The organism is Rhodococcus sp. P4_B6 (genome assembly GCF_056402215.1).
Map to the genome: position 1 here is coordinate 1 of NZ_JBFUHV010000078.1, position 21,694 is coordinate 21,694.

The window sequence follows — 21,694 nt, forward strand, 5'->3', positions numbered from 1 at the left end:
ACTCCCGGAGGCAACCGGGTGGGAGTGCTCATGTGCAACCTGGCCACCCACCTTCCCGACCCCGCGCACCGCCTCGAGACGGTGCGCAACTGCATGAACGAGGGCAAGGCCGCGCTGCAGGCGATGAGCCCCGCCCAGGTGCTCGCGATGAGCGCCCTCGGCGCCGCCCCGCTCGGAGTCGAGATGTTCCTCGGCCGGCGGGGGCCGCTGCGTCCGCCGTTCAACGTCGTCATCTCCAACGTCGCCGGTCCCCGAACCCCGTTGTACTGGAACGGCGCCCGCCTCGAATCCCTCTACCCGCTGTCGATCCCCACCACCGGGCAGGCACTCAACATCACCTGCACGAGCAGCGACGACCAGATCGTCTTCGGCCTCACCGGCTGCCGCCGCACCGTCCCGGATCTGCATCCCATGCTCGATCACCTCGACGCCGAACTCGATCTCCTCGAAACCGCTGTCGGACTGTGACGCGAATTCGCAGTGGCGGTCACCACCGCAACTGCGATCGACCACCGCATCGGGCAGTCCGGCACCTGCGCGGCGTCCGGCCGTAGACAACGCACGGCTGACACCGCCTCCGCTGCGGCGACCCACCACACCATCTCGAGTAATTGGCGTAAGCGTCGAACGCCCTGGGTGGCGAAGCTTGCATGGTTTTCCACCCCCAACGAATTGACACCGGGGCGACTGCCGACGCCGAGAGCGCGCGCATCGGTGACCACGTATTACCACCTTCCTCCATAATCCGGTGGATATACGGAGGATATGTGAACTTTCCCCGCATATGCTCTCCCGCTCATACTTTGGAAGTCGGCGCACGCCAGTCAAACGACGGATGCGCCCTACGAACAAAGGAGCTTCGGTGACAGTAATTTCCGACAAGCTGAGGCGCGCAGATGCAGCCCCCACTGCCGACTGGGTCACGATTTCCGACTTGCATCAGGATCCGTTCCCGATCTACCGGCGCATGCGCGAGGAATCGCCCATACATTGGGTGCCGGAAGTCAACCGGTACATGGTGACTGGATATCACGCGTGTCACATCATCGAAAACGACCAAGCGACTTTCTCCGCAGATGAGACGGACTCTCTGATGAAGCGCGCGATGGGCCATTCGATGCTGCGAAAGGACGATCCCGAACACGATGTCGATCGCCGATCATATGGTGGCGTCCTCCGGCCGCGCGCAATCAAGGACACGTGGAATGCCATCTTCTTACAAAACAGCGAGAAGTACCTGAGCCGGCTGAAGGCCGCGGGACCAGGAGCCGATCTGGTGTGGGAATACTGTGCACCATACGCGGCGGAAAACCTTCGGCAAGTGATGGGTTTTTACAATGCGACCCAGGAAGACATGCAGCGATGGTCGCAGACGATGATGGATGGAACTGGCAATTATGCTAACGATTCCGACGTGTGGGCCCGCTCGGATCAGAGCTTCGATGAAGTCGACGACGCGATCGACGAGATTCTGCCCTACCTACGGAAGCATCCCGACTCCAGCTTGCTGTCGAAGATGGCCGAACTTCCGATCCCGATGGACGCAATCCGCGCGAACATGAAGATGACCATCGGCGGTGGTCTCAACGAGCCACGCGACGTACTCGGAGTGGCCGTCTGGGCATTGCTGTCGCGCCTTGATCAGTTGGCCCAGGTGCTGGCGGACCCGTCGTCGTATTCGATGGTGTTCGACGAAGCCGTACGATGGGTGGCTCCGATCGGCATGTATCCACGTGAAACCACCTGCGCGACAGTCCTCGAGGGCATCTCACTTCCGAAAGGTGCGCGTCTCGGTGTGGCCGTCGGTGCAGCGAACCGGGACCCCGCCGTCTTCGACGACCCGGAGGATTACGACATCAATCGCGCCAAGCAACCCCACCTCGCATTCGGTGGAGGAAACCACTTCTGCGCGGGCGCCTGGGTGGCCCGCGCGGCGGTAGCCGGCATTGCTCTTCCACAACTATTCGAGGCACTTCCCGGACTGCGACTCGACGAGAACAACCCTGCCACAGCCGCGGGATGGGTCTTTCGCGGAATGACGTCTCTTCCGGTCCGGTGGGGAGCGTAGTTCACCCACTTCGCACTCGGGTGTTCCGCGGACTGATCACCCTTCCCGTCACCTGGGACAACTGAAAGGCATTTTCGATGTCCAAGATCACGTTTCACCATCCCGGCGGACAGACCGACGTCCTCGACGTCGAACCGGGCACCTCCGTCATGCGCGCCGCCGTCACCCATGGAATCACCGGGATCGTCGGCGAATGCGGCGGACAGGCGATGTGCGCCACCTGCCACGTCTACGTACGCGAGCCCTACCTCGAGGCACTGCCCGCGATGGGTGAAGACGAGGACGAGATGCTCGACTGCACCGCCACCGACCGCGACGACACCCGCTCGCGCCTCGGCTGCCAGATCACGATCACCGACGCACTCACCGACATCGAGGTCGACCTCCCCGAGAGCCAGGTCTGAGCATGGAACACATCGTCATCGTCGGCGCAGGCCACGCCGGAACCCAACTCGCCGAATCACTTCGACATAACGACTTCACCGCCGCGATCACTCTGGTCAACGCCGAGGCAGGGCTTCCGTATCAACGGCCGCCGCTGTCCAAGGATCACCTCGCGCAGGCCGCGCCCCCCGAACCGCTGCCGCTCAAGACACACCAGTTCCTCACCGACCACGACATCACCCTCATCGAGGCCACCTCCGTACTCGACATCGACCGCACGGCCGGCACGGTGCACTTGTCGAACGGCGAGAACCTGCGCTACTCCGAGTTGGTACTGGCCACAGGGGCACGTAACCGGCTCCTGGCCGTCCCCGGAACCAACCTCAGCGGAATCCACTACCTACGCACCGCCGACGACGCCTCGCGCCTGCACGACGCCTTGGCCACCGCACGCACCGTGGCAGTCGTCGGCGCCGGGTTCATCGGGCTCGAGTTCGCCGCCGCCGCCCGGGCCCGGGGCCTCGGCGTGACGGTCATCGAGCACCACTTCCGGCCGATGGCACGCGCCGTCTCCGCCGACATGTCACAGGTCGTGGCCGACACCCACGCCGCGGATGGTATTCGCCTGGTCCTCGGCGAATCCATCACCGCATTCGACGGCGACGGCACTCAGGTGTCCGCCGTCCTCGGCCAGAACGGTCGGCGCTACCCGGCGGATCTGGTCGTCGTCGGCATCGGCGTCGAACCCGCGACCGAGGTCGCCACCACCGCAGGACTGGCCACAGAATACGGCGGCATCCTCGTCGACGCGTTCCTCCGCACCAATGACGAGCACATCTGGGCGATCGGAGACTGCGCCGAGTTCCCCTGCCCGCACGCCGGCACGCCGACTCGCCGTGAATCCGTGCAGAACGCGGTCGACCATGCCCGGACTCTGGCCCGCACACTGACAGGATCCCCCACCGAATATTCGTCACTGCCCTGGTTCTGGAGCAACCAGGGCCGGATAAAGCTACAGATAGCCGGCATCGGCAACGCCGACGACCTCTGCATCCCGCACGGTGACCCGCACTCCGGGCGATTCTCCGTATACCGGTTTCGCCAGGACAAACTGACCTGCGTCGAATCACTCAACAACCCAGCTGTGCACATAGCGGCCCGCAAGGCACTGGCCAAAGGAACTACACCCACCCCCGCCGAGGTCACCGCAGACGGATTCGACCTCAAACATTTCGTCGCACGCGAACCCACGAGCTGCTAATCTATCCGCGATCTGAACGCCGGCCCGAGGGCGCTCTGAATTACAGACTGTTGCAGTTATTTTCAATGAGATCATGAACCATAGACCACGGGGGTTGCGACCAATTCTTCAATGGTTCTCCCGACCCCTCCGGAAATGGGCGCCGACAGGGTCGACGCCCGTGGCACGAACAACACCGGCAATGCAGACGACAACAGGCAACTGGGAGTGTCCAATCAAGGTTGGATCCGACCTCTGCGTCGGTTAGTTACCGTTCGGGGTGATGCGGCCTTCGAAGGTGATTGCGAACGCGTTGAGCGCTGGCTTCCACCTCATCACCCATCGTGCCTTACCCTTCCCGGTGGGGTCCAGAGCCCGTGTGGCGAGATACAGACATGTCAGGGCTGCTTGCTCGGTCGGGAAGTGTCCACGAGCCCTTATCGCACGCCTGTAACGGGCGTTGACCGACTCGATTGCGTTTGTCGAGCAGATGACTCGCCTGATCTCGACGTCATAGTCCAGGAACGGCCGCGTTCTCTGTCCACGCGTTCCCCCACATCCGTACGATCGCCGGATAACGCTCGCCCCACTTCGCAGCGAATTCACCGAATCGTTCCTTCGCCGCAGACTCGGACGGTCCCGTGTAGACGGGTCTGAGATCACGCGCCATCTCATCCCAGTACTGTCCGGCGTCGATCCGAACGGTGTTGTGTATCAGATGAATAATGCACGTCTGCACCACTGCGAGTTCCCACACCGCGTTGATGGCATCGGGCAATGTCGCGTTCGCCGTTGACGGTGACCCCGATCGCGACTGGGGGCCCCTCCCGCGTGCTGGGGAACAACGGCCGGTTCTACCACTCGCCCATCTCGCCGACGACCTTGTCGCTGATGCGCGAGATGGCGCCCTTCGACACGGTCGCTCCGCAAATATCCTGGAAGTGGGCAGAGACCTCGCCGGTAGCTAAACCCTGTGCTGTCAAGGGTGATACGATCTCACCGATACCGGTCAGCCGACGTTGAAACTTCTTGACGATCTGCGGGGTGAACGAGGAATCAGTGTCTTGGTGAGCTGATTCAATAGCCCGTCTGAGCCCATCAAATCCACCCCCTGCTCCTTGGCCTGGGCCATGAGTTGCTCGGCCAACTGATTCTGATCCACCTCGGTCGCTGCCATGGGATCCAGTGTTTCGGTCATCATCGATCCTTCCCGCCAAGCAGCGGCTGGGCGTGTCGAACCAATGACATTGGGCGACTGCTACTCAGAGGTCTGCCGGACTGCAATGGAACTCGCCGTCGAACGGCACCAAATCGGCGTTGCTGATTCCACGTTTACGGAGCGATCGTTTCCGGAGCCACAAGCCAGTTCAGGTCTTATCACCCATCAGTGCGGAGATCCCGATCAAACGCTGCAATGGTGGACAGCCCATAGATGCGCTCGGGAGACGTGATGCCTTGCTGAAGTCTGGCCAACTGGGATTTGGCAGCACCGCCGAGTCGCACGTGGTACTCACGGACATCGATGGCGAAGGCGGCTGCGACATTGTCGGGACCAGGTCCGCCAAGAGGCTCCCAGAGAAGCGCGAAGTCGAGAATGTCATTGTCGTTGTGCCTGTTCCACATCTATTCCTGCCTGAGTTTCTTGATCCGTCCATTCGCAGGTTGGACACGGCGCTCCTCCACGACACAGGTCGTTGACCTCCCGCGGGTTGGCTTCGATCCATCATCGAGGCCGAGGACGATTACGCAGCGAGCTCTGTCCACTGCGAGGACTACGGAAGAGCCGGCGATAGTGCCGTGGCCGTCAAGAAGCCTCTCCCACATCGCACTCCCGCATGCTCCCCGCGCAGAGGGCCTGCGACTCAGACGGCAGATGATGTTCCAGAGGCATGAGCTGGCCCTCCATCGAGAGTAGCTTCTCGGTGCAGTGCCGGCGTAGGTGCTCCTTCGATCGCGTGTCGAGAAACGTGGAGAACCGCTTCTCCACCAACACCAACACACGTTGGTAGAACGTCGCCGGCGATATTCCGAACTCCGTGAAGACATAATCGTCACCGCCACCATAGAAGCTCCACCGCAGAGCGAAGTCGAGCAGCGCCTGATCGTAGGTATCCATCGGTTCTCCGCGGGTGAAGGGATGCCCGACCCCGGCGCACTCACCCGTTTGACTGCGCGCGGGATCGGACGATGCTTGCGGCCAATCGTCCACAGATCAGCCAGTATTGCGACAATTGGAGCTAGGGAGTGATCGGACTCAGCCCCGATGACCAAGTAGGGAACCCGATCGCACAATGACTTCGAAAGGCCAGCTGCCCTCAGGTTGACGCGGGCAGGTCGAGAATGTGCCGCAAACGATCCCGCTTGGCCACCAGGTAGGAAATGTTGAACCTCGTCGGCTGCGTCTGCAGCGGTATCAGTGATGAGATCACCACTCCGAGAGCAGCTAGTTGTTCAGATTTATCCGGGTTGTTGGTCATGAGCGCGACGGATTCGATTCCGAGGTCGACGATGATCGATGCGGCGGAAGCATAGTCCCGATTGTCGACCGGACAGCCGAGGGCCGTGTTGGCATCGACAGTATCGAGTTGCTGCTCCTCTTGCATCTGATACGCCTGCAATTTTCTACCGAGTCCGATTCCCCTACCCTCGTGGCCATTCATGTAGATCACGACCCCCGAACCGCGACGGCCAATGAGTGTCAATGACGCCTCTAGTTGGTCTCCACAATCGCACCGAAACGAACCAAAGAGGTCACCGGTCATGCACTCACTGTGGACCCGGACCGGCACCGCAACGCCACTGTTGACATCGCCCAGCACCAACGCAAGGTGCTCTACGTTGTTCTTCGCGCGATAGGCCACTGCCGTGAATGTTCCATAGGGAGTCGGCACAGTCGCTCTTCCAGTGCGATGCAACTTGGCTTCTGCTCGCTCGCGAGTGGCAATCAGGTCGGCAATAGTGACTACAGCGAGATTATGCTCCCGTGCGAATGCAATAGCATCGTCACCACGCAGCATCTCCCTTCTGTCCGCCGTTATGAGCTCGCAAATTAGTGCGGCCGGCTGGATTCCGGCAAGCTTGCATAGGTCGACGCCTGCCTCGGTATGCCCGGCGCGTGCCAGGACGCCGCCGCTTCTTGCCTGCAGAGGCATAACATGCCCGGGACGAGCGAGGTCCCCGGCGACCGTCAAGGGGTCTGACAGCAAGCGGATGGTGGCTGCACGGTCCGCGGCGCTGATGCCGGTGGTGATCCCTCTGGCGGCATCGACGCTGTCGAGAAATGCGGTTCGATGGCTCTCGGTGTTGTTCTCTACCATCATGGGGAGATGAAGAGAGTGCGATCGGTCCTCAGTTATTGCGGTACAAAGAAATCCAGACGTGTGTTGCAGGTAAAACGCAATGGCATCGGTATCGGCAAACTCGGCAGCCATAATCAGGTCAGCTTCGTTCTCGCGATCCTTGTCATCGAGGACCACCACCATATTCCCACGCGCGATCGCAGTGATCGCGCGTTCTGCTGTATCGACTTTCATTTTCTTCCCAGAACCTTCAGTTTCTCGAACGATGCCAGTGCGTAAACCCGAGCTACATCTTCGATTCCTTCCTGATGATGTGCGCGCGAAGATCGCGACCGTCGCTCGACACCCAACCCTTGTCTGTCGCGTAGGCGATCATCTTGTCGAACGCTGGGGAAAGCGGAGCCCAGACCTCGTTGATGCGAGCTCGAAGTTCACTGATCGTGATCGCCGTACCCAGGTCATCGATTCGGCCGAGGTTGGCAGCTCTCAGTGAAGAGTCGATACTCTCCAACGTCATTTCTGGGGGTGCCTGGACGTGGAGACGAGAAAGATCATCAAATTCTCGCAAGGCGACGAATCCCAACGAAAGTTCGATGAACATCATGCGCTCTCTTCAAGTCGGGACTCGGAGATCGCATGGGTACCGAACGTGCGGTCGTGATAGGTCAACGGACTCGAGGCACGGGTTTCCACCGCCTCGACGGATCCGGTAACTATTGTGTGATCGCCTCCAGACACGAGCTCTTCGGCGACGCAGGCAATCCACACCGGACAATCCTCGATCCTTGGCAACGCCCGGACTCGACTCCACTCGACTCCGTCGAACTTGCTCGGACCCTTCTTCGCGAACGACACGGCCAGATCGCCTTGTTCCGAATTCAACACGTTGACCGCAAATCTGCCTGTAGCACGGATCAGTTCGAGTAGATCGGAACGATCGTCAAGAGCAATCAGGACCATCGGAGGTGTCATCGACAGTGACATGAAGGCGTTGACCGTTGTTCCGTGCGGACGCTCGCCGTCGAGGGCAGTGATGACTGCGACCGGGGTGCACACGTGAGCCATCGCATCGCGGAAGATTACTTCTAGCGGATCGACTGTACGATTTGTCATGATGTCACGCTTTCTCGGCTAGTTCCTGGGCGTACTTCAGACGCATATGCTCAACGGCGTCGAGCTGGGCCTCCGCATGCCCTGTGCGGACTGCACGCGCACGATTCGCGGCATCGACAGTCGACTGATACTGCCCCTGAAAATGGGGGAAGACATCTCGAGCGAACAGCTCCGCAGAACTCTTGGTGTCTTGGGGATTCGCCCAGTCGTGGCCCAGCTGCAGCAAGCTTCCGAATCCACCGGACTGGTCCCACAGTCGCTGAACCTGGATCCGTGCCTGTTCGGCGGTTCCGATGACGCCAATGCCCGATCGGTTGATGAAGTCGATCATCTCGTTCACCTCGCTTCCGTTCACGGCCATCTGAGGGAAGGCGGCGACGTGCTGGAAGTATTCGAACCAGTGCTCGATGCCATACGCGACCTGTCGGCGTGCTTCTTCTTCGGTTTCTGCGATATGGAATGGCGAACAAAGGCTCCAGTTGCGCCGATCAACGGTTGCCGAGTTGGCGTCCGCTCGCTCTTCCACGATATCCCAGTGATGGGCAAGAGCATTGAAGCCGTCCGCCGACAGAGTTGCACCGATCGAAAGCAGCCCCAGTCCGTATCTGCCGGCGAGCCGGGCACCAGTGGGAGAGGCGACCGCGGCTACAGTGATGCCGATTCCGTCAGCAGAGAATGGCGAAAGTTGAAGCTTGGCATCGAACAGTTCATGTGTACGCGTCTTTGCGGACACGGTCTCCCCCCGCAGCAGGCGAACCACGATGTCCAAGTTCTCCTGCAGAAGTTCCCGCGTTTCCGTCGGATCCAGACCAATCATCGCCGAATCAGTTGGGAGAGAGCCCGGTCCTACTCCAAAGATTGTCCTGCCCCGAGTGAGATGATCGAGCAGCATGATCCGATCGGCCGCCCATAGTGGATTGTGATATGACAACGAAGTCACTCCGGTTCCGAAGTGAATGCGCGGCGCGCGTTGTGCCGCCGCTGCAATCATGATCTCCGGAGATGCGATGATCTCACTGCCGGCAGAATGGTGCTCGCCGAACCACACTTCGTCGTATCCCAGCATGTCTAGGTGTTCCACGAATTGCAGATCGCGTTCGAGAGCTGCCGTGGGGTTCTGGCCCGGCGCATGGACGGGAGCGATGAAGTAACCGAAGCGGAGTTTGGCCATGATTGCCTCCTGTAGGGATTTCTCTTAGGTTCTGATGAATTTCTGCAATGTCATGACATCGATGTCCGATGTCACCGCACTGATAGTGCGGGGACTATCCGCCGTTGACCTCGATGAGGGTCTTGATTGCCTCGCCTGTTCTCAACCGACTCAGCCCAGTCTCGACCAGTGCGTCAAAAGGCACTGTCTCAACCCAGCTGCTCGTCGGAAATGCGCCTCGCGCCTGCTGTTCGATGACATTCGGGAAGTCGTCGCGGTATCCGATCGAGGTGAGAATTGTCTTCTCTGCCATGAGGAGTTGGTTGAGGTCGATCGGCACCGGTTCCAGGTGCGTGGCAACCACCATCAGCTTGCCGCCTGGAGCGAGTATGTCAATCGCTTGCGCCATCACCGGCGCAACGCCGGCGGCGTTGATGCACGCCTGAACTCCTGAGCCTGCAAGTGATGCCAGATTGTCCCGGAAGTCAGCGGATGTTGGATCGAGAGTGTCGAAGCCCATGCCTCTCACGACGCTCCTCCGACGTTGAGCTGGTTCCACGATGACGATCCGGTTGATCTTCTTCGCACGGAGACTCAACGCTGCGGCAATGCCAATGGGCCCTCCGCCGAAGACCACCACGCTGTCGTCAACGCTGAGATCAGCCCGCTCAACCGCGCGCCAGGCGACCGCGATCGGCTCCGAGAGTGCGCCGTCCATCAGGCTTACCTCGTCAGGCAGGACGTGGAGTGCTCCTCGGGGCACGACGGCGCAGTCCGCCAAGAATCCGTTGAGCGAGAGACCGTAGAAGGCCGCGTCGAGGTTGTAGTTCGCATCGTCGCCTGGCACACGAAAAACCGGTTCGATTGCGACTCGTTGGCCCACTTCGACATCGATGTCGCCCGACCCTACTGCGTCGACGATTCCTGACGCTTCGTGCCCGAGCACGACAGGTCCTCGATGGCCGGTCGTCGGGTGCGCCGTCTCGAGTGGGGTAAACATCGGGCCATTGAATATCTCGTGCAAGTCGGACCCGCAGATGCCGTTGTATGCAATTCGCACCCTGACTTCCCCCGGACCGGGAATCGGTTCTGGCACATCCTCTATCCTTAGATCTTGATTGCCGTGATAGACCCATGCCCGCATCTCATATCCCTTCTGTTTGATCCCAGGTATCCCGAGCACATCGCCGGATTGCCGTACTTTGCGCACATCAAGTTGTTCCTCGCACCGCGGTCCGTTCAGCCGGCGCTTCATCGCCCAGGTCCGCTTGCCATACCGCCGGCGGTGGAGCAGAGTAGTTCGCATCACAACTACCAGGAGTTCGACCATGTCTTCGCCCCGTCGGCCATTGGCGCTTCCCAGTTCTGAATACGAGCGAATCTTCGCAATACTCGAATCATGCTCACGGAGTGCCACGCTGGATTCGTTCAAATTTCAGTTGATGGAGTCACTACATCGGTACTACCGTTGCCCCAACACGACTTTCTGGACTGGGCATACCTTTAGCTCCGCGTTCTCTGATCCGAAGCCGGTGACGACTGGCCGTACCACGGGTGCTGCGCTGGACGAATACCAAGAGCGTTGGCATACCAAAGACGTCTTCGCCACTCCACAATCACAAGCTCTGCTGAGACGGCACCCGGCAATCAACGCTCGCCAGCTCAGAAATTTGGATTCTGGTCCGTCTGAGTATCTCACCGGTTTCCTTTATCGCAACCACCTCCGTAGCGCATCTTTGATGCACCTTGATCTATCTCATGGCGCCCATGCTTTAGTCGGACTGTTCGATTCTGAAGAGCAGAAACCTGACTCGCAGGAGATATACGCCTTGGGACTATTGGCTCGTCAACTTTCCCTGCTCGCGCGGGCGCTTCCGACCACGAGATTGCGGTCATGGAGGGAGGGTCTCACTGCTCGACAGATTGAAGTGGTCGAGCTGATTGCGGATGGGAGTACCAACGAAGAAGTAGCAGCGATACTGACATTGAGCCTCGACACCGTCAAGAAGTATGCAAGCAGAATCTTCGCGCTGCTTTCCGTCCGCAATCGTGCCGAGCTGGTAAAACTGGTACTCGAGGAAGAACTTTCACTGAATCAGCAGGAGTCTAGTCGCGAGTTCGCGCCGCTCCCGATTCCCGAGTCACGATCAGACGCCATCGAGGGCCGCCTGCTCTAAGGCCGTGTCCCAGTAGCTGTGGAGGCCCCGAATTTCGTTTCCACCATCAACGGAGATCGTCTGCCCTGTGATCCACCCGGCATCTGACGACACCAGGAAGGCGACGACTTTCGCGACGTCACGAGGCTCTCCTACACGCCCGAGTGGGGTCCTCTCCAGGAACCGTTGCCCACTCAGCCCGGTTGTCAATCCAGCCGATTCCGTGAGATTTGTCCGTACCAGTCCTGGCGCCACTGCGTTGACCCGAATCCCATACTGCCCGAGTTCTGACGCGGCGACCTTCGTAAACTGACTGACGCCGGCTTTCGCAGTGCAGTAGTGCGCCAACCCATTGGTCGCTGCTTTGTAGTTCAGCGATGATGTATTCACGACATTAGCTGGGATACCATGCTTTACCGCACGATTTGCCAATATTTTTGTGCCGAGGAAGGGTCCGGTAGTCAACACACTCAGGACCCTTGTCCAATCCTCCTCAGTCAAATGCATCAACGGCGCTATGGTTGAGAATCCGGCATTGTTGATGAGGACGTCAACAGGTCCGAATAGACCTTCGGCAGAATCGAACGCGGCGTCCAGGTCGGACGTGGATGTCACACTACCCGGACACGATGCCACTCTGCCCTTGTACTGCTTCGACAATGAGGCCGCTGCCTCGGCAGCCACGATTCCATTCAGATCGAAGATCATTACGGACGCTCCTTGCTCGAGGAGCGCCTCGACGATCGCGTAACCGATCCCTGCTGCTCCCCCAGTCACGACTGCGATGTTCCCTGTGAGGCTCATATCTCTCCTTTGCTGTGCATTCGAGGATTTGCCGATCGTGGACCGCAGCGTCAGCTGACCCGCATCGAAGACGGATCGCCTCCGGACGATCTAGGCGACAACCGTTACCTGTGTCTACGACTTAATGTAGCCAGCGCGTCGTCGGCGTTAAAGTGCACTAAGGTGGACAATTCCGCGCAAATAGCGCATCTGTCTCAGTACGGCGGGGTGATCTGAGCTCGATGCCGACGACGCCCGACTTCCGGTGGATGTTCAGTGGGACATCATCTTCTGGTCACGTCCTCGCCGACACATTCCGCGAACGCTACATCAACCTCTCGGGCGTACCCTCAAGTCGGGCGGATGTCGTCGACGGTGGCGACACCATCGAGATCATCTGCGCCGCAAGAAGAAGCTGCGAAGTCGATCATCGCTTGCGCTCGATCGCTGAGTCGTACGTCTCGAGGCCACACGACTTTTACCGAGACGGGAGACACCGCTGGCGTGATTGACTTGACCAGGAGGGGCCGGCCCTCCACCGAGACGCTGGCGACCGGCGTCTGGACGACGATCGAATATCCCATCCTCCGCCCAACGAGAGATCGGGCAAGTTCATAATCGGCGACACGGTATCGGATAGTGGGATCCACGAATGCGTCGCGAAATAGTGACAGGGTGTATTCGCTGCTTGGTGCTGAATCGAGCAGGACCAACGGGTCATCCTCGAGCTCTGCCAGCGTGACGGTCTCTTGATCAGCGAGCCGATGCAGACCGGGCAGGAGGACTTTTCCGTACGTGCGGTACAGGTCTGCGGAAGACAATCCGTCGCCGAGATCGACATCGTAGACAATTGCGATGTCGAGTTCACCAGCCAACAGTCGACGTTGTACCTCGTCCTGAGTGGACTCGACAAAGGCGATGTCGACGTCAGGGTGAAGCGCGCCAAAGCCTTCGAGGAGACCCGGCAGAATTCGCGGCGCGAGTGAGAAGTAGCACCCGATGACCAGTGGTCCCACGAGTTGGGTTCCACAATTTGCCGCACCCAGCTGTACCTCATCTGCGAGGTCCAGCAACTCGACAGCCCGGCTGTAAACGAAGTTTCCTGTTGGAGTGAGACTCACACCATGAGCTTTGCGACGAACCATGAGCTGACTTTTCAAGATTCGCTCTAGTTCGGTGATCGCGGCGGACAGAGCTGTCGGAGACACGTGTAGGCGGTCCGCAGCGCCTGAGATCGATCCTGACTCGGCCACGGCTTTGAAGTAAGTCATCTGACGAAGCGTGTAGTCAGGCATCGGACGCTCTCCGATTCAGTAGTCGATACGCGGAGTATCTTTGAACTCTACTTGCGCGTGTGGCTCTTGCCATACTCGCTTATCCCGTATCGAAACTTGCGCCCAATTCGCGTCGCAGTTCGGTCAAGATCGCACGGCGTTTCAGTCCGACTTCTGGAGTGCGGATGCTCGAGCCAACGCGAGCACCGCGTTCCGGTGGTCCCGTGCGATCTCGTACCCCCCGGCCAGGAGGAACCACTCCCGCCAGTCATCGGGGCGAGCGGCGACACCCGCCCGGCATCGGGCAAGATATTCACTGGTCGCGGCGGGCAGCACACGACCGGAGGGACTGCGTGCCAGCTCTGGGTATCCTCGATAGTCTTGTTGAGCAACCATCTTTGCGAGCATGATGTCGGCGGTGCGGCCGAATCGGATCTGGCTGGCTGTCAACACTCCGATGACACCGCCGAACACGGTCAGCGCCACCCCCACCGCGATGCCCGGAATCGTCCCGGTCGCGACCATCGCCACGGCCGTTGCACCCAACGCGAGCAGCCCGGCGCCGACAACAATCGCCGATCCCATCGCCACCAATCTTTTGTTCACCCCACTCACCGTCCCAGTCGATTCCGGACGAGCTGCCGAAGAACGAAAACTGTGAACCACACTATGAATACCGCCGCCACGGCGAGAACGGCTTCGAAGAAGAGTCCCAAAGACATGATGATCCACTCCTAGTGTGACGGTGCTGCCGGTACCGGACAGAACGAGGGCAGATCCCCGACCGCACCAGGACACGGGTCGAACGTGAAAATGGTCAATGTCCCGGCGACCAACATCAGTGCTGCTGCCGCCGTGACCATTGTGTTCAGCCAGAACCGCAGCGCCGGCCGCGCCGCATAGTCGGCAATGATGACCCGCACCCCATTCGTGCCGTGCAGGACCGCCAACAGCAGGATCAGGAAATCCCACAGTTGCCAGAACGGGCTCGCCCACTTTCCTGCCACGAAAGCGAAGTCGACCTTGAACACCCCGTCGCCGGCCACCACATTGACATACACGTGCACCAGAACCAACACCAGCAGCACAGCTCCAGACAACCGCATGAACAGCCAGGCGTACTTCTCGAAACTCGAGCGTCTCGGCTCGGCGGTTATAGCAGCGATGTTCGCTGTCTCATCCATCGTTAGTTCGCCTTTCACAGATAGTGGCTCAGATGTCGAATGACGAACGGCACCATCACCAGCACCCACAACACGATCACGGTCCACAGCATCCAGCGGGACTTGTCGATGCCCTTTGCCCAGAAATCGAGAAGGACGATGCGGATCCCGTTGAACCCGTGTCCGAGGATGGCGGCGACCAGTCCGATTTCGCCGATACCCATCACCAGGGTCTTGTAGGTGCCGATCACCTCGTCGTAGGCGGCGGGCGAGACCCGCAACATCAGGTTGTCCGCCACGTGCACCAACAGGAAGACGTAAATCACCATCCCACTGACTCGTTGCGCCACCCACGCCCACATCGACAACCCGCCCCGATAGAACGTGCTGCGGGCAAGACCGGTTCGGGTCGGCGACCGGTCAACTCGCAGAACTTCGCAGGGTACAGAGTCATCCATCTTGCCTCCTCGAGACCGAACCTTCAATGTCTGACGAGCGCCACCGACGCAGTGGGGCATTCCCGGCATCCGCGTCGTGTGGGCAATTCTCAGGTGAGAGCCGCAAGTTCGGCCGATCGCCAGGTACCGTCCGGGACCGCCAGCGACAGCAGAGCCTCCGGATCACCGACGGGCGGATAGATCGCAACGGTGTTGATCGACTTCTTCACCGCCGCTCCCTCTGCGCCTGTCATCTGCACCTGTCGGTCCCACCCGGAAGCGAAGACTGCCCCGGCCGGTCCAAGAGCAAGGCACGTGACATAAGAGGCGGGAGCAAACGGCACGAGATCTTGGCCGAGCAGATCGGCGACAGCGTTGTGCCCGACGAACTTTCCCTGCGGCAACGCGTGCTGGCAGCTCTGCATCACGACGTGGCCAGGGTCGGCATGCGCGGCGGCGGTATCTCCCGCGGCGAACACGTCCGCGAGACCGGCCACCTTCAGATGCTCATCGACGGTGAGACGGCCGAGGCGATCTCGTTCTCCGGAGATGTGCGCTGTCAAGGGGCTGGCCTGCATGCCCGCCGTCCAGATCACAGTGTTCGCGGCGATCCGGTCGCCGTCGGCGAGCTCCACCCCGTGCGCGTCGATCGAGGTCACATCCACGCCGAGACGGACTTCGACCCCGAGGGTGTCGAGTGCGTCGAGGATCGCCGGACGCGGTCCCTCACCGAGCCCGGATCCGACGACGTCGCCGCGATCGAGCAAGATCACCCGGATCGGCGCATCCGCGGCGATCTCGCGGAGTCGATCGGTGAGTTCGGTGGCGATCTCGAGCCCGGTGAATCCTGCCCCGATCACGACGACCGTGTATCGGCCCTCCGAGTCCGGGCATGCGGGCAGACTACGCAGGTGTCCGTCGAGATAGGTGGCGGCACCGAGCGTGTCGATGTCGAAGAGATGTTGGGAACCGGGAATGGTGGGGGTGACGAGTTGGCTGCCCGTGGCCAGCACCAAACGGTCGTAGCTCAGCGACGTGGTATCACCGGTTCGGGTGATCCCGTGAACCTGGTTGGTGGTGGTATCGATGGATGTGATCGTGGCCGCGACCCGCTCCACTCCGATGGGGCCGAGCAGCCCATCGAGGGAGCAGCGCTTGTTCTCCGGCTCCCGCTCGTAGAGGCGGGGCCTGATGACATGGTCGTCACCAGCATCGACCAGTGTGATCGTAAGGTCGTTCCGCGGCACGCCCGCATCGCGTCGCAGCCGGGCGGCGCTCGCCGCCGCCCAGACCCCTGCGAATCCGCCTCCAATAATCAGGACATTTGACATCTAGATTCTCCTTGTGCGTGAGCCGCCCACGTAGGACGGACGATTCGGAACTACCAGCGGCGCCTGCGATCAGCCCCGGTCGTACGCCTGGCGCATTCGTTCGGCGAGTCCAGGCGCGTGTCGTTCAGCTTCTACTCGCACGTCGTCGACGCTCTGACCGGCCAACTCCCGCCGCCACGCCAGATCCGCCTTCCGCATCGCCATCGACACCGCGCACGGCATCGACAGCTGGCCGGGCGGCATGTCTGCACCGACGCCCTGGGCGCGGATCTCGGTGCACCGAAATGCCTCCTCGGCACCCTCGATAGCGGTGACGACGTCCAGGACACTGATGTGCTTGGCCGAGCGGGTCAACACGAATCCACCTGCGGCACCGGGCACGGAGGTCAAAATCCCTGCGCGCACGAGCGCCTGCAACTGTTTGTTCAGGTACGGCGCCGGTAGGTCGTAGCTGCGTGCGAGCACAGCAGTCGACACCGGACGATCGTCATCCACCCATGCCAGCGACAGCACAACGTGCATCGCCCACTCGACACCTCGCGACATCCGCATAACCTAGATACTAAATATCTAGATACCAGGCGTCAAGACGCCACAACTCGGCCAGTGTGGGCCTGAGTTGGCGCCAGCTGTGGTGGAGCAGGTAGCTGACACAATCGCCACGCGTCGGTAGACGTACACCTCGTCGTCATCGAGATCCGGCACCGATCCCCCCTCGGGAAACTCCTGCTCGGCAGCATCGAACAGCGCATTCTGCTCGACAGTCCCGCACCCGTGCTCGCGGTCGAAGGCTGACCCACCGTGGTCGGCCCAGTCACTGCCTTCCGGGGCGAGGGTGCCGCGGTGAGATGCGAAGTCTCTTGGCCGGCTTGCGGTTCGCCTGCGGATCCAGTTGGGGCCGATCGAGGCCGAATCGCCGATCCGATTCGGTCATCCCGCCCCAGACGCCGTAGGGTTCGCCGACGTCGAGCGCGTGGCGTAGGCATTCGTTTCGGACCGGGCAACTCCGGCAGAGTTCCTGCGCCTGCCTCTCCCGGCGAATTCGCGTTGCTCTGCTTTCGCTGTCCGGCCCGAAGAAGACGTCCGCACGGGTGGTGCGGCACAGCGCGCGGGTCTGCCAGTCCCAGAGATCGGAGTGGGGTGTCAGCAGTCGAACGGTGAGTGTCAAAGATGGCATGGGATAGTCGTTTCCGACGCCTAGTGGTCGTCTTCGCCGATTCTGTGGACGTGGATCAGGTTGGTCGAGCCTACGGTGCCGGGCGGCGACCCCGCCACGATGACCACCAGTTCACCCTTCTGGTACCGGCCCAACCCCAGCAACGCGTTGTCGACCTGCCGCACCATCGCATCCGTGCTGTCCACCGGATCGACGATGAACGTCTCCGTCCCCCACGTCAGCGACAATTGGCTGCGCACCTCCGGCAACGGGGTGAACGCCAGCAACGGCAACGGCGTGTGCAACCGCGCCAACCGSCGCACCGTGTCCCCGGACTGCGTGAACGCCACCARCGCCTTCGCATCCAGSCGCTCCCCGATGTCGCGGGCCGCGTACGAGATCACACCCCGCTTGGTGCGCGGCACGTGCGTSAGCGGCGGCACCTGGGTGGACTCGTTCTCCACCGCCTCCACGATCCGCGCCATCGTGCGCACCGTCTCCATCACGTACTTMCCCACCGACGTCTCACCGGACAGCATCACCGCGTCCGCACCGTCGAGGACCGCGTTCGCGACATCCGACGCCTCCGCGCGGGTCGGCCGCGAATTCTCGATCATCGACTCCAGCATCTGCGTGGCCACGATCACCGGCTTCGCRTTCTCCCGGGCGATCTGAATGGCCCGCTTCTGCACCAGCGGCACCTGCTCGAGCGGCAACTCCACCCCCAGGTCACCGCGGGCGACCATCACCGCGTCGAACGCCAGCACGATCGCCTCGAGATTGTCGATCGCCTCCGGCTTCTCCAGCTTCGCGATCACCGGGATCCGCCGCCCGACCCGGTCCATCACCGCGTGCACCAGCTCCACATCGGCCGGGGACCGCACGAACGACAACGCGATGAAGTCGACACCCAACCCGAGCGCGAACTCCAGGTCCGCGATGTCCTTCTCCGACAGCGCCGGAACCGACACGTTCATCCCCGGCAGCGACACACCCTTGTTGTTGCTGACCGGGCCGCCCTCGGTGACCCGGCAGATCACGTCGTTGCCCTCCACACCGGAGACGACGAGACCGACCTTGCCGTCGTCGACCAGCAGCCGRTCGCCCGGCTTGGCGTCCTCCGCCAACTGCTTGTAGGTGGTCGAGACCCGGTCGTGGGTGCCCTCGCACTCGTCGACGGTGATCCGCACCTCCTCACCGTTGGCCCACGTGGTGCGMCCCTCCGCGAACCGGCCCAGCCGGATCTTCGGGCCCTGCAGGTCGGCCAGGACACCGACCGCCTTGCCCGTCGCGTCCGAGGCCGCCCTCACGCGTGTGTAGTTCTCCTCGTGATCGGCGTGTTCGCCGTGGCTGAAGTTCAGCCGCGCCACGTCCATACCGCTTTCGACGAGTTCGCGAATACGGTCACCGGTGGCGGTAGCAGGTCCAAGTGTGCATACGATCTTCGTGCGCCGGGACGTGCTGAGCAGACCGGGCTGTGCGGTGTGTGACGCGGACCGTTCGAGATCGATGGTGGGCATGTGGCTCCTCGCGGCTGAGTTGAGAGTGGTTGTGTGACTCGACAGGTTCCTCACGACGGGCAATCCGCGGTCGCCCGCGGATGCGGCGGCGTCGACGCGGGGCGGCTCCACTGACTGTCGATCAGTCCGACGACCTGAGCGGTTGCCTCCCGAAGGAGTTCGGCGGTGTTATCGAGCAATTCGCAGAGTTCCGCCGGTCCACGGGCGATGGAGAACGCCGCCGAGATCCGGGCAGCGCGAATCTCGGCTGCGGACAAGCGAACCGTACCGGCGATCACGACCACGGGGCACTCCGGCGGCGTCTGACGGACGACGCCCTGCACTACCTTCCCCTGCAGCGACTGCGCGTCGAAGGCCCCCTCCCCCGTGATCACCAGGTCTGCGTCGGCGCACAGTGACCGCAGTCCCACCGTTTCCGAGACGAGGTCGCTCCCGGGCACCAGTTCCGCGGCGAGGATTGCGCTCAGGCAGGCCGACATGCCGCCGGCCGCTCCCGCTCCGCGCAGGGTCAGAACGTCGGCCCCGTACGCAGTGCGGAGAGCGATCGCCAACTGTCCCAGTCCGGAATCCAATTCGCGGACCTGGTCGGCCGTCGCACCCTTCTGCGGCCCGAATACCGCGGCCGCCCCGTTCTCCCCGCAGAGGGGATTGTCGACGTCGGTCGCGACGCGCCAGCGCACCGACCGTGCCCGGGGGTGCAGTTGCGACTCATCGATGGCAGCGATGTCACCGAGCCCCCCACCGCCGGATTCCACGTCGCGACCGTCTACGCCGAGGAATCGCACACCGAGTGCGCGGAGCATCCCGGTGCCCCCGTCGGTGGTTGCGCTGCCGCCGATGCACAGAAGGATCTCGTCGACACCGTCTTCCAATGCGCTGACAGCGATTTCGCCGACGCCGAAGGTATCCGCCCGCAACGGTGACGGTGGAACGTCCGCCACGTGGGGCAGACCGTTCGCTTCCGCGGCCTCGATGATCGCGACCCTGCCGTCGTTCGACAGTCCGTAGCGGGCGGTCCGTTCGCGTCCGAGGGCATCGTGCGCGTGGATTACCCGGGGCTCGGCATTGCCCGCCGAGAGGAAGGTCTGCAACGTGCCCTCGCCGCCGTCCGCGAGGGGGCATTGCACGATCCGGACGTCGGCGCCGAGCGCCACCCGGACACCGGCGGCCATCGCGGCTGCGACGTCAACGGCGGAGAGGCTCCCCTTGAACGAGTCGGGAGCGAGGACAACGGTAGGTGTGCGCTTTCGCATGAATAGAGCGTAGGTCTCCCACGTCCGGCATCATATGTTCATTCCGCACAGATTCTCACCCAATTCGGACGGCCATATATGTGCATATTGTCGGCCGCTCTGGCGCGCTCAGCGGCGCTTCACGCTCCGCGGTACGGATCCTCCAGCGCCGCGGCCGCGAGGAGTGCCAGCCGCATGGCGACGGCGTGGTCGAAAGTGCGCAGGTTCAGTCCGGTCACGTGCTGGATCCGATCGAGTCGCTGGACCAGCGTGTTGCGGTGCACCTCGAGGGCGGTCGCCGTCGCGGCGATCGACAGATCGTGGTCGAGGAAGGCGCGCGCGGTCTCGCGCAGGGTCGCGGACAGCGGTGTCAGGACGCGCTCCACGGTGTCGTGGGAAATATCCCGGGACTGCTGTGCGACAGCTGTTTCGGGCACCAATGCGGAGAGTTCTATCTCCTCCCCCGCGGGCAGCAGGTGCACCCGGGGCAGGAGTAGGCCCAGCCGGGCAGCGTCCACGGACAATTCGTGAGACGAGGCAGCATGCCTGCCGGTGACGAGGCGGACGTCGCCGGTGCGCAGCCGCTGCCGGCTCGCGGCGAGGGTGCGGTCTGTCACCGAACCGCTCAGAACCCACACCGCGCCCTGCAATTCGGCCGCAACCACACCGGAGACCCCCTGGATCCGTCGAAGCAGGGCCACCGATGTGGATGAGGGAAGGGACGACGATCCGCTGCCGGAAGCGGGGACGACCGCGGTGATGTTCCACGGCGGGGTCATCGGTGAACCGATGTGGCGTAACGCTTCCAGCAGGCCGTTCTCGGTGACGGTTCCGTTCACCAGGCCGAGGAGCAGTTCACGCACGGCCGCTTCCCGCCACCGCGAACTGTCCCGGTGCTGTTCATTTCGCAGCAACAGTTCCACGGTGAGCGCGAGGACGTTGCACACCGACTCGACCTCCGCGGGGTCACCGGTGACCCCGACGGCTCCGACGATCCGCCCATCGAGCGTCAGAGGAATGTTGATCCCGGCCCTGACATCCGCCGACTGCTCGTCGGCGTCCACGAGAACTCGCCGGCCGTCCCGGATGGCCTCGAGTGCACCGGCGTGCACCGTTCCGATACGCGCCCCGTCGACCGACCCGATGATTCGGCCATTGCGGTCCATCAGATTGATGTTGTAGTCGAGGCGAGGGCTCACCTCGTCCACCACACGCTGAGCGAGTTCGCCGGTGAACACGTACGCGAATTCGTCCTCGTCGCCGTCCCGCACCGCCCACGTCATGCAGCAAGACTAGACGTCAGCGGTCGCAGCGGAGGTCGCAGCGGCGGAACAATCCCAACCCGGCCCGGCCCGTTGCCGGCACGGCCAGGTCGGTGATCCCGTGGT

Annotated in this window: 23 protein-coding genes and 2 pseudogenes; 6 read left to right on the forward strand and 19 right to left on the reverse strand. The window is 62.0% G+C overall.

The window, feature by feature from the left end:
- From AC1DWT_RS29500 to AC1DWT_RS29515, 4 genes are all read left to right on the forward strand, one after another.
- Positions 1–468, forward strand: a 468-nt coding sequence (locus AC1DWT_RS29500; RefSeq protein ID WP_477923311.1) for a WS/DGAT domain-containing protein, incomplete at its 5' end; no start/stop codon positions are given.
- A gap of 394 nt (positions 469–862) precedes the next feature.
- Positions 863–2,068 carry a cytochrome P450 gene (locus AC1DWT_RS29505; RefSeq protein WP_477923313.1) on the forward strand — a complete coding sequence of 402 codons (1,206 nt, stop codon included), beginning with the start codon at positions 863–865 and terminating at the stop codon, positions 2,066–2,068.
- A gap of 77 nt (positions 2,069–2,145) precedes the next feature.
- On the forward strand, positions 2,146–2,472 hold the full coding sequence (locus AC1DWT_RS29510; RefSeq protein ID WP_072936848.1) for a 2Fe-2S iron-sulfur cluster-binding protein: 327 nt from the start codon (positions 2,146–2,148) through the stop codon (positions 2,470–2,472).
- A gap of 2 nt (positions 2,473–2,474) precedes the next feature.
- On the forward strand, positions 2,475–3,713 hold the full coding sequence (locus AC1DWT_RS29515) for an NAD(P)/FAD-dependent oxidoreductase (RefSeq protein ID WP_477923314.1): 1,239 nt from the start codon (positions 2,475–2,477) through the stop codon (positions 3,711–3,713).
- A 243-nt stretch (positions 3,714–3,956) separates the two neighbouring features.
- Here the strand turns inward: AC1DWT_RS29515 and AC1DWT_RS29520 are convergent.
- From AC1DWT_RS29520 to AC1DWT_RS29555, 8 genes and pseudogenes are all read right to left on the reverse strand, one after another.
- Positions 3,957–4,890, reverse strand: a pseudogene (locus tag AC1DWT_RS29520) (transposase).
- A 179-nt stretch (positions 4,891–5,069) separates the two neighbouring features.
- Positions 5,070–5,315: a hypothetical protein gene (locus AC1DWT_RS29525; protein WP_072936846.1), complete on the reverse strand. Its 246-nt coding sequence runs from the start codon at positions 5,313–5,315 to the stop codon at positions 5,070–5,072.
- 181 nt (positions 5,316–5,496) lie between these two features.
- The gene (locus AC1DWT_RS29530; RefSeq protein ID WP_241031354.1) at positions 5,497–5,808 is read right to left on the reverse strand and encodes a DUF3263 domain-containing protein; all 312 of its coding nucleotides are present in this window, start codon (positions 5,806–5,808) and stop codon (positions 5,497–5,499) included.
- A gap of 199 nt (positions 5,809–6,007) precedes the next feature.
- Positions 6,008–7,225, reverse strand: coding sequence for a 3,4-dihydroxy-2-butanone-4-phosphate synthase (gene ribB, locus AC1DWT_RS29535; protein ID WP_072936844.1), 1,218 nt, complete (start codon positions 7,223–7,225; stop codon positions 6,008–6,010).
- Between the two features lie 52 nt (positions 7,226–7,277).
- Entirely contained in the window at positions 7,278–7,595 is a 318-nt protein-coding gene (locus tag AC1DWT_RS29540) for a hypothetical protein (protein WP_378689502.1), read from the reverse strand.
- Positions 7,592–8,104 carry a flavin reductase family protein gene (locus tag AC1DWT_RS29545; protein ID WP_477923317.1) on the reverse strand — a complete coding sequence of 171 codons (513 nt, stop codon included), beginning with the start codon at positions 8,102–8,104 and terminating at the stop codon, positions 7,592–7,594. The genes AC1DWT_RS29540 and AC1DWT_RS29545 overlap by 4 nt, the downstream gene beginning before the upstream one ends.
- A 4-nt stretch (positions 8,105–8,108) precedes the next feature.
- Positions 8,109–9,275 (reverse strand): LLM class flavin-dependent oxidoreductase, encoded by a 1,167-nt coding sequence (locus AC1DWT_RS29550; RefSeq protein ID WP_095862656.1) that lies wholly within the window; start codon positions 9,273–9,275, stop codon positions 8,109–8,111.
- A gap of 94 nt (positions 9,276–9,369) precedes the next feature.
- Positions 9,370–10,584, reverse strand: coding sequence for a zinc-binding dehydrogenase (locus AC1DWT_RS29555; protein WP_477923320.1), 1,215 nt, complete (start codon positions 10,582–10,584; stop codon positions 9,370–9,372).
- Here AC1DWT_RS29555 and AC1DWT_RS29560 point away from each other — a divergent pair.
- Positions 10,583–11,431 (forward strand): helix-turn-helix transcriptional regulator, encoded by an 849-nt coding sequence (locus tag AC1DWT_RS29560; protein ID WP_477923322.1) that lies wholly within the window; start codon positions 10,583–10,585, stop codon positions 11,429–11,431. The two genes, AC1DWT_RS29555 and AC1DWT_RS29560, sit on opposite strands and share 2 nt — an antisense overlap.
- Here AC1DWT_RS29560 and AC1DWT_RS29565 read toward each other — a convergent pair.
- The 7 genes from AC1DWT_RS29565 to AC1DWT_RS29595 all read right to left on the reverse strand — a co-directional run bounded on the left by AC1DWT_RS29565 (position 11,402) and on the right by AC1DWT_RS29595 (position 16,950).
- Positions 11,402–12,214, reverse strand: a complete 813-nt coding sequence (locus AC1DWT_RS29565) for an SDR family NAD(P)-dependent oxidoreductase (protein ID WP_072951366.1) — start codon at positions 12,212–12,214, stop codon at positions 11,402–11,404. The two genes, AC1DWT_RS29560 and AC1DWT_RS29565, sit on opposite strands and share 30 nt — an antisense overlap.
- Before the next feature lie 329 nt (positions 12,215–12,543).
- Positions 12,544–13,488 carry a LysR family transcriptional regulator gene (locus AC1DWT_RS29570; RefSeq protein ID WP_477923324.1) on the reverse strand — a complete coding sequence of 315 codons (945 nt, stop codon included), beginning with the start codon at positions 13,486–13,488 and terminating at the stop codon, positions 12,544–12,546.
- Between the two features lie 141 nt (positions 13,489–13,629).
- Positions 13,630–14,073 carry a hypothetical protein gene (locus AC1DWT_RS29575; RefSeq protein ID WP_095861835.1) on the reverse strand — a complete coding sequence of 148 codons (444 nt, stop codon included), beginning with the start codon at positions 14,071–14,073 and terminating at the stop codon, positions 13,630–13,632.
- A gap of 128 nt (positions 14,074–14,201) precedes the next feature.
- A complete protein-coding gene (locus AC1DWT_RS29580; RefSeq protein WP_477923326.1) occupies positions 14,202–14,651 on the reverse strand; it encodes a succinate dehydrogenase/fumarate reductase transmembrane subunit in 450 nt (149 codons plus the stop codon).
- Positions 14,652–14,665: 14 nt separating this feature from the next.
- Positions 14,666–15,088, reverse strand: a complete 423-nt coding sequence (sdhC, locus tag AC1DWT_RS29585; protein ID WP_083395731.1) for a succinate dehydrogenase, cytochrome b556 subunit — start codon at positions 15,086–15,088, stop codon at positions 14,666–14,668.
- Between the two features lie 89 nt (positions 15,089–15,177).
- Positions 15,178–16,398 carry an NAD(P)/FAD-dependent oxidoreductase gene (locus AC1DWT_RS29590; RefSeq protein ID WP_072951375.1) on the reverse strand — a complete coding sequence of 407 codons (1,221 nt, stop codon included), beginning with the start codon at positions 16,396–16,398 and terminating at the stop codon, positions 15,178–15,180.
- A gap of 69 nt (positions 16,399–16,467) precedes the next feature.
- On the reverse strand, positions 16,468–16,950 hold the full coding sequence (locus tag AC1DWT_RS29595; RefSeq protein WP_072951377.1) for an RrF2 family transcriptional regulator: 483 nt from the start codon (positions 16,948–16,950) through the stop codon (positions 16,468–16,470).
- A gap of 126 nt (positions 16,951–17,076) precedes the next feature.
- On the opposite strand from AC1DWT_RS29595, the pseudogene AC1DWT_RS29600 reads away from it, so the two are divergent.
- Positions 17,077–17,193, forward strand: a pseudogene (locus AC1DWT_RS29600) (universal stress protein); the annotation flags it as partial.
- Positions 17,194–17,212: 19 nt separating this feature from the next.
- Here the strand turns inward: AC1DWT_RS29600 and AC1DWT_RS29605 are convergent.
- From AC1DWT_RS29605 to AC1DWT_RS29620, 4 genes are all read right to left on the reverse strand, one after another.
- A complete protein-coding gene (locus AC1DWT_RS29605; RefSeq protein ID WP_477923329.1) occupies positions 17,213–17,575 on the reverse strand; it encodes a WhiB family transcriptional regulator in 363 nt (120 codons plus the stop codon).
- Positions 17,576–17,595: 20 nt separating this feature from the next.
- Positions 17,596–19,074, reverse strand: a complete 1,479-nt coding sequence (gene pyk, locus AC1DWT_RS29610) for a pyruvate kinase (protein WP_241031355.1) — start codon at positions 19,072–19,074, stop codon at positions 17,596–17,598.
- Positions 19,075–19,124: 50 nt separating this feature from the next.
- Positions 19,125–20,327, reverse strand: a complete 1,203-nt coding sequence (locus AC1DWT_RS29615; RefSeq protein ID WP_206013709.1) for a glycerate kinase — start codon at positions 20,325–20,327, stop codon at positions 19,125–19,127.
- Between the two features lie 119 nt (positions 20,328–20,446).
- The gene (locus tag AC1DWT_RS29620; protein ID WP_206013710.1) at positions 20,447–21,589 is read right to left on the reverse strand and encodes a CdaR family transcriptional regulator; all 1,143 of its coding nucleotides are present in this window, start codon (positions 21,587–21,589) and stop codon (positions 20,447–20,449) included.
- Between the last annotated feature and the right edge of the window lie 105 nt (positions 21,590–21,694).

Excerpts from the sequence above, each read along its gene's own strand:
- AC1DWT_RS29510 (WP_072936848.1), top strand. The coding sequence starts at position 2,146 with ATGTCCAAGATCACGTTTCACCATCCCGGCGGACAGACCGACGTCCTC.
- AC1DWT_RS29515 (WP_477923314.1), top strand. The coding sequence starts at position 2,475 with ATGGAACACATCGTCATCGTCGGCGCAGGCCACGCCGGAACCCAACTC.
- AC1DWT_RS29525 (WP_072936846.1), bottom strand. The coding sequence starts at position 5,315 with ATGTGGAACAGGCACAACGACAATGACATTCTCGACTTCGCGCTTCTC.
- AC1DWT_RS29530 (WP_241031354.1), bottom strand. The coding sequence starts at position 5,808 with ATGGATACCTACGATCAGGCGCTGCTCGACTTCGCTCTGCGGTGGAGC.
- ribB (WP_072936844.1), bottom strand. The coding sequence starts at position 7,225 with ATGAAAGTCGATACAGCAGAACGCGCGATCACTGCGATCGCGCGTGGG.
- AC1DWT_RS29540 (WP_378689502.1), bottom strand. The coding sequence starts at position 7,595 with ATGATGTTCATCGAACTTTCGTTGGGATTCGTCGCCTTGCGAGAATTT.
- AC1DWT_RS29545 (WP_477923317.1), bottom strand. The coding sequence starts at position 8,104 with ATGACAAATCGTACAGTCGATCCGCTAGAAGTAATCTTCCGCGATGCG.
- AC1DWT_RS29550 (WP_095862656.1), bottom strand. The coding sequence starts at position 9,275 with ATGGCCAAACTCCGCTTCGGTTACTTCATCGCTCCCGTCCATGCGCCG.
- AC1DWT_RS29560 (WP_477923322.1), top strand. The coding sequence starts at position 10,583 with ATGTCTTCGCCCCGTCGGCCATTGGCGCTTCCCAGTTCTGAATACGAG.
- AC1DWT_RS29555 (WP_477923320.1), bottom strand. The coding sequence starts at position 10,584 with ATGGTCGAACTCCTGGTAGTTGTGATGCGAACTACTCTGCTCCACCGC.
- AC1DWT_RS29565 (WP_072951366.1), bottom strand. The coding sequence starts at position 12,214 with ATGAGCCTCACAGGGAACATCGCAGTCGTGACTGGGGGAGCAGCAGGG.
- AC1DWT_RS29570 (WP_477923324.1), bottom strand. The coding sequence starts at position 13,488 with ATGCCTGACTACACGCTTCGTCAGATGACTTACTTCAAAGCCGTGGCC.
- AC1DWT_RS29580 (WP_477923326.1), bottom strand. The coding sequence starts at position 14,651 with ATGGATGAGACAGCGAACATCGCTGCTATAACCGCCGAGCCGAGACGC.
- sdhC (WP_083395731.1), bottom strand. The coding sequence starts at position 15,088 with ATGGATGACTCTGTACCCTGCGAAGTTCTGCGAGTTGACCGGTCGCCG.
- AC1DWT_RS29590 (WP_072951375.1), bottom strand. The coding sequence starts at position 16,398 with ATGTCAAATGTCCTGATTATTGGAGGCGGATTCGCAGGGGTCTGGGCG.
- AC1DWT_RS29595 (WP_072951377.1), bottom strand. The coding sequence starts at position 16,950 with ATGCGGATGTCGCGAGGTGTCGAGTGGGCGATGCACGTTGTGCTGTCG.
- AC1DWT_RS29605 (WP_477923329.1), bottom strand. The coding sequence starts at position 17,575 with ATGCCATCTTTGACACTCACCGTTCGACTGCTGACACCCCACTCCGAT.
- AC1DWT_RS29615 (WP_206013709.1), bottom strand. The coding sequence starts at position 20,327 with ATGCGAAAGCGCACACCTACCGTTGTCCTCGCTCCCGACTCGTTCAAG.
- AC1DWT_RS29620 (WP_206013710.1), bottom strand. The coding sequence starts at position 21,589 with ATGACGTGGGCGGTGCGGGACGGCGACGAGGACGAATTCGCGTACGTG.